The organism is Streptomyces sp. GC420 (assembly GCF_009916105.1).
Lineage (GTDB): Bacteria > Actinomycetota > Actinomycetes > Streptomycetales > Streptomycetaceae > Streptomyces.
Genome location: NZ_JAAAXQ010000403.1, coordinates 1 through 6,619, shown reverse-complemented (window position 1 = coordinate 6,619; position 6,619 = coordinate 1). Strand labels below are relative to the sequence as shown.

At 71.5% G+C, this 6,619-nt stretch carries 3 protein-coding genes and 1 pseudogene; 3 read left to right on the top strand and 1 reads right to left on the bottom strand.

Annotation, left to right across the window (positions count from 1 at the left end):
- A pseudogene (locus GUY61_RS32400) lies at nt 1-395 on the bottom strand (Tat pathway signal sequence domain protein); the annotation flags it as partial.
- A 166-nt stretch (nt 396-561) separates the two neighbouring features.
- Between GUY61_RS32400 and glgX the strand changes: the two are divergent.
- The 3 genes from glgX (at nt 562) to GUY61_RS32385 (ending at nt 6,542) form a co-directional block, all read left to right on the top strand.
- Nucleotides 562-2,709, top strand: a complete 2,148-nt coding sequence (glgX, locus tag GUY61_RS32395; protein ID WP_166633896.1) for a glycogen debranching protein GlgX — start codon at nt 562-564, stop codon at nt 2,707-2,709.
- A 93-nt stretch (nt 2,710-2,802) separates the two neighbouring features.
- Complete coding sequence (gene treY / locus GUY61_RS32390) at nt 2,803-5,271, top strand: malto-oligosyltrehalose synthase (protein ID WP_166633895.1); 2,469 nt, start codon at nt 2,803-2,805, stop codon at nt 5,269-5,271.
- A gap of 158 nt (nt 5,272-5,429) precedes the next feature.
- Nucleotides 5,430-6,542, top strand: a complete 1,113-nt coding sequence (locus tag GUY61_RS32385; protein WP_166633897.1) for a lytic polysaccharide monooxygenase — start codon at nt 5,430-5,432, stop codon at nt 6,540-6,542.
- Nucleotides 6,543-6,619 lie beyond the last annotated feature (77 nt).

Genomic DNA, 6,619 nt, shown 5'->3' with positions numbered 1-6,619 from the left:
GCCCCCTCCTGGACCTCGCTCGTACTGGCCGAGATCAGCTGGGGCCCGCGTTCCCCCTCGACGTTCCTGGCGCGGGCGCTCGCCTGCCCGCTCGTGGCGATCCGCTCGGCCCGCTCCATCTCGTCGTCGGTGAGCGGATCGCTGCCGATCCCCTTCTCGCCCTCGGCGGCCGGCTCCTCGACGACGCCCGGCCTGACCGCTCCCGCCGATCCAGTGCCGATGCCCTGCTCGCCGGTCTCCCCCGCGGCCGCGGCGCGCCCGTCGGCGCCGGTCTTCCCGTTGCCGGCGACCGCATCACCCGGCAGGGTGATGGCCACCATCGCGGCGGTCGCCGCCACGGCGATCGCCGCCCCGGCCACCACCTTGCCCAGGTGGCGCCTCACTTTCGTACGCACATTTCCCCCTACTCCCCCTGAAGCATCGTTGGTGGGCACGAGTACGTACCCGTATGCGTGGTCACCCGTTAGGACGGGCCTAAGTCGTGGGAGGTTGCCCTTCTTTAGGGGAAGATCTGGCCCAAGTGACCCCCAGCACCCGGATCAGAAGTGGAAGAGTCGAAGCATGCAGGTCTGGCCGGGAGAGGCATATCCCTTGGGCGCGACGTACGACGGCGCCGGCACGAACTTCGCGGTCTTCTCGGAGGTCGCCGACCGAATCGAGCTGTGTCTGCTGCATGACGACGGGTCCGAGACCGCCGTCGAGCTGCGCGAGACCGACGCGTTTGTCAGACATGCCTATCTGCCCGGCGTCATGCCGGGCCAGAGGTACGGCTTCAGGGTGCACGGGCCCTTCGCGCCCGAGCGCGGGCACCGCTGCAACTCCGCCAAGCTCCTCCTCGACCCGTACGCCAAGGCGGTCAGCGGTTCCATCGACTGGGACGAGGCGGTCTACGGCTACCACTTCGGCAGCTCCGAGAAGCGCAACGACCTGGACTCAGCCCCGCACACCATGGCGTCCGTGGTCATCAACCCCTACTTCGACTGGGGCGACGACCGGCTGCCGCGCACCGATTACCACCGCACGGTGCTGTACGAGGCCCATGTGAAGGGCCTCACGATGCTGCACCCCGATCTGCCGGAGGAACTGCGCGGCACCTATGCGGCGCTGGCGCACCCGTCGATCATCGGACACCTGAGCGAGCTGGGGGTGACCGCGCTGGAGCTGATGCCGGTCCACCAGTTCGTCAACGACCACCGTCTGGTGGACGCCGGGCTGAGCAACTACTGGGGCTACAACACCATCGGCTTCTTCGCCCCGCACAACGCCTACGCCTCCTGGGGAGACCGCGGCCAGCAGGTCCTGGAGTTCAAGCAGGCGGTCCGAGCCCTGCACCAGGCAGGCATCGAGGTCATCCTCGACGTGGTCTACAACCACACGGCGGAGGGCAACCACATGGGGCCCACGCTCTCCTTCCGGGGTCTGGACAATGCCTCGTACTACCGGCTGACGGACGACCCCCGGTACTACATGGACACCACCGGTACCGGTAACTCGCTGCTGATGCGCAGCCCGCACGTGCTCCAGTTGATCATGGACTCGCTGCGCTACTGGGTCACGGAGATGCACGTCGACGGGTTCCGCTTCGACCTGGCCGCCACCCTGGCCCGGCAGTTCCACGAGGTGGACCGGCTGTCCTCGTTCTTCGACCTGGTCCAGCAGGACCCGGTGGTCAGCCAGGTGAAACTGATCGCCGAGCCCTGGGACGTCGGCGAGGGCGGCTACCAGGTGGGCAACTTCCCGCCGTTGTGGACCGAGTGGAACGGGAAGTACCGGGACACCGTCCGCGACATGTGGCGGGGCCAGCCCAGAACCCTCGCGGAGTTCGCCGGCCGGCTGACCGGCTCCTCCGACCTCTACCAGGACGACGGCCGCCGGCCACTCGCCTCGATCAACTTCGTCACCTGCCACGACGGCTTCACGCTGCACGACCTGGTCTCGTACAACGAGAAGCACAACGAGGCCAACGGGGAGGGCAACCGGGACGGCGAGAGCCACAACCGGTCCTGGAACTGCGGAGTGGAGGGGGACACCGACGACCCCGAGGTCCTCGGACTGCGGGCCCGCCAGATGCGCAATTTCATCGCCACGCTGATGCTCTCGCAGGGCGTGCCCATGCTCAGCCACGGCGACGAGTTCGCCCGCACCCAGATGGGCAACAACAACGCGTACTGCCAGGACAGCGAGCTGTCCTGGGTGCACTGGCCGGACCCGGCGAGCGCGAACGCGGACACCGAGACCGGAGCCGACGCCGACACCACGCTGCTGGAGTTCACCCGTTCGATGGTGTGGCTGCGCCGCGACCACCCGGTCTTCCGCCGCCGCCGCTTCTTCCACGGGCGCCCCGTGGAGGGGACGCACGACGACCTGTCCGACATCGCCTGGTTCACGCCCGAGGGCGAGGAGATGACCCAGCGCGACTGGCAGGCCGCCCACGCGCGGGCGCTGACCGTCTTCCTCAACGGGCACGCCATCTCGGAGCCGGGACCGCGCGGCGAGCGGATCACCGACGACTCGTTCCTGATGATGTTCAACGCGAGCGCGGAGCCGATCGAGTTCGAGGTGCCGGTCAACCACGGCAGGCAGTGGCAGATCGTGGTGGACACCGCCCGCCCCGAGGGGGTAACGCCCGGCACCGGTCCGAAGGTGGCCGCGGGCGAGCGGATCACGCTGGTCGACCGCAGTCTGGTGGTGCTCCAGAGGCCGGCGTGACGGGGCCCGCGGGGGCCGGGTGGGCGACAGTCACCGGCCCGGAGGCACCAAATCGCCCTGGGCGGGTACGTCTGTTCCCATGAGGCTGTTCCGATGAGGTCCGACATCCCCCTGGGGTCCGGTGCGCCGTCGGGGTCCGGCGTCCCCCCGGGGTCCCAGCCGCCCACCGCCACGTACCGGCTCCAGCTTCAGCCGGACTTCCCGTTCGCGGCCGCGGCCGCGGCCGTCCCCTACCTGGCCTCGCTCGGCGTGTCGCATCTGCATCTGTCGCCGGTCCTGGAGGCCGTGCCGGGATCGGGCCACGGCTACGACGTGACCGACCACACCCGGGTGCGCGCCGAGCTCGGTGGCGAGGAGGGCCTGCGGGAGCTGGCCGCGACGGCCCGCACGCACGGTCTCGGGCTGATCCTGGACATCGTGCCCAACCACATGGCCGTTCCCGCGCCCGAGAGCCTGAACCGGCCGCTGTGGGAGGTGCTCAGGGACGGCCCGGACTCGCCGTACGCACAGTGGTTCGACATCGACTGGGACGCGGGCGGCGGCAAGGTCCTGCTGCCGGTCCTCGGACGGCGGATCGGCGAGGAACTGGAGGCCGGCGGTCTCCGCGTGGACGGGGACGTGCTGCGCTGTGCCGATCACGCGTTCCCGCTCAGGGCGGGCACCGCCGGACTGCCGCTCCCGGAACTGCTCGACGCCCAGTGGTGGCGGCTGGGCTGGTGGCGGCTGGCCCGCACGGAGCTGAACTACCGGCGCTTCTTCACCATCTCCGAGCTGATCGGCGTACGCGTCGAGGATCCTGAGGTGTTCGCGGCCACCCACGGCAAAGTGCTGGACCTGCTGCGTGACGGGGTGGTGGACGGGCTGCGCGTCGACCACCCGGACGGGCTCGCCGACCCGGGCGGCTATCTGCGCACCCTGAGCGAGGCGACCGGCGGCCGGTGGACAGTCGTCGAGAAGATCCTCACCTCCGACGAGCGGCTGCCGCCGTCCTGGCCGGTGGCGGGCACCACCGGATACGACGCGCTGCGCCACGTCGACGGCCTCTTCACCGACCCGGTGGGCGCCGGGGAACTGCTGCGGCTCTACCGTGACTTCGCGCAGCCCGCGGGCGACCGCGGCGGCTACTGGGAGGCGACGGTCCGCCGGGCGGGCTACCGGGTGATCACCCATGAGCTCGCCGCCGAGGTGGGATTCCTGGAACGCACGGCGTCCCGGATCTGCGCCGCCGACCCCGCCCTGCGCGACCACGCCCCCTGGGCGCTGCGCACCGCGATCAGGGAACTGCTGGTGCGGGTGCCGGCGTACCGCCCGTACGTCACGCCGGGCGGGCCCCCGGCGGACGCGGAGGCGGTGCTGACGGCGGACGCGGCGCTCGCCGCGAAGGCCGCCTTCACGGTGCCGGAGGAGGCCTCTGCCGTGGACGTCGTACGGGAACTGGCGCTCGGCAGGCTCGGCGAGGGACCCGACCGGTCGGCGTTCGCGGCGCGGTTCGCGCAGACGTCCTCCGCACTGCACGCCAAGTCGGTGGAGGACACCGCCTTCTACCGCTACACGCCGCTGCTGTCGGCCTGCGAGGTGGGCGGCGACCCGGGCAGGCCGGCGGTGTCCCCCGATGAGTTCCATGCCTATTGCACCCGACTGCAGCGCGACTGGCCGTCCACCGGGACGGTGCTGTCCACGCACGACACCAAGCGCAGCGGGGACGTGCGGGCCAGGATCGCGGTGCTCACCGAGTGCCCGGAGCGCTGGGCGCGGCTGCTGCGGGAGGTCACGCGGGAGGCGGCGCGCGGCGACCGGGCACCGGCGCCGGATCCGCATCTGGCGTGGGTGGCGTGGCAGACGGCGTTCGGCCTCGGCGTCCCCCAGCCGGACCGGATGGTTCCGGCGCTGCTGAAGTCGGTGCGGGAGGCGGGTCTGCTGACCAGCTGGACCGAGCAGGACCGGGCGTACGAGAAGGCGGTGGAGGCCTTCGTGCGGGACGGGCCCTGCGGGCCCTCACGGGACGCGGTGGCGCTGCTGGGGCGCGAACTCGATCCGTGCGTACGCGCCAACGTGCTGGGCGCGGCGCTGCTGCACCTCACGATGCCCGGGGTGCCCGATGTGTACCAGGGCACGGAGCGGGAGTACGCGGCCCTGGTGGACCCGGACAACCGGGCGCCGTTCCGGGCGCCCGCGCAGGAGCTGCGGCGGCTGGACGAGGGCGTCGCCCCGGTGGGGACCTCGGCGGAGAAGCTGCGGCTGACGGCGGCGGCGCTGCGGCTGCGCGCACGGGAGGCGGAGGCCTTCGGAGAGTCCGCAACGTACGAGCCGCTGACGGTGCGCGGCGCCGCGGCGGAGCACTGCGTGGCCTTCTGCCGCTCGGGGCGGGCGGTCACGGCGGTGACCCGGCTGGCGCTGCGGCTGGCGGAGAGCGGCGGCTGGCGGGACGCGGAGGTGGAGCTGCCGGGCGGCGGCCGCTGGAGGGACGCGCTGGGCGGCGGACGGGAGTTCGAGGGCGGGGAACGGGTGCGGTTGGCGCTGTTGTTCGAGGAGAGTCCGGTGGCGCTGCTCGTCCGTGCGTGACCCGAGTGCGACGCGGGGTGTTTACAGCTCACTCAGGGAGCGCTATACGAGACGACAGAGATATGGGAGCGCTCCCATATGCGGTGCGCCGCCCCCGGCGCACCGCACTCCGTCCAGGCACCGACGCACCGTCGAAGGGACACAGCGCCATGTCAGCCATGCCCGGAACGTCCTCCACGGCGATACGCCGATTACCACCACCCCTGTACCGCCGGCGCCGGTCGGTCCTGCTGATCCTTTTCGCCGTACTGGCCCTGCTGCCCGCCGCCGGCCTGCTCGCCCTGACCGAGGAGGAGGCCGCGGCCCACGGCACGCCCATGAAGCCCGGCAGCCGTACCTTCCTGTGCTGGCGGGACGGCCTGACGGACACGGGCGAGATCAAGCCCAACAACCCCGCCTGCGCGGCCGCGGTGGCCCAGGGCGGCACAACGCCGCTGTACAACTGGTTCTCCGTGCTGCGCTCCGACGGCGCGGGCCGCACCCGCGGCTTCGTGCCCGACGGGCAGTTGTGCAGCGGCGGGAACACCACCTTCTCGGGGTTCGACCTGGCACGTGACGACTGGCCGCTGACCCACCTGACGGCGGGGGCGACGGTCGACTTCTCGTACAACGCGTGGGCCGCCCACCCCGGTTGGTTCTACGTCTACATCACCAAGGACGGCTTCGACCCGACCCAGCCGCTCGCCTGGGACGACGTCGAGGACTCGCCGTTCCTGAGCGTCGACCACCCGCCGCTGAACGGGTCGCCGGGCACGGTGGAGGCCGACTACCGCTGGAGCGGGCAGCTGCCGTCCGGGAAGTCCGGCCGGCACATCATCTACATGGTGTGGCAGCGCTCGGACAGCAACGAGACGTTCTACAGCTGCTCCGACGTCGTGTTCGACGGCGGGAACGGCGAGGTGACGGGCGTCGGCCCGGATGGGCAGGACCCCGGTGACCCGACCGATCCGCCGACCGATCCGCCCACGGGGACGGAGTGCTCCGCGACCCAGCGGATCACCGGCCAGTGGAACGGCGGCTACCAGGCCGAGGTGACGGTCGAGAACACCGGCTCCCATCCGATCCTGGGATGGATGACCGAGTTCACCCTGCCGGACGGTCAGCGCATCGACAGCCTGTGGAACGGCACGGTCACCAGCCAGGGCCAGGACGTCATGGTCCACAACGCCGGCTGGAACGGCTCCCTGAACGTCGGCGGGACTGCTTCCTTCGGGTACGTCGTCTCGGGCGGTTCGCCGCCGGACCTGACACCGGTCTGCACGGTCGCCTGATCCCCCGCTCCGGTCCGTGCCGGCTCCGGCGGCGGCACGGACCGGGGCGGGGCGGGGCCGGGCACCCGAGGCAGGGC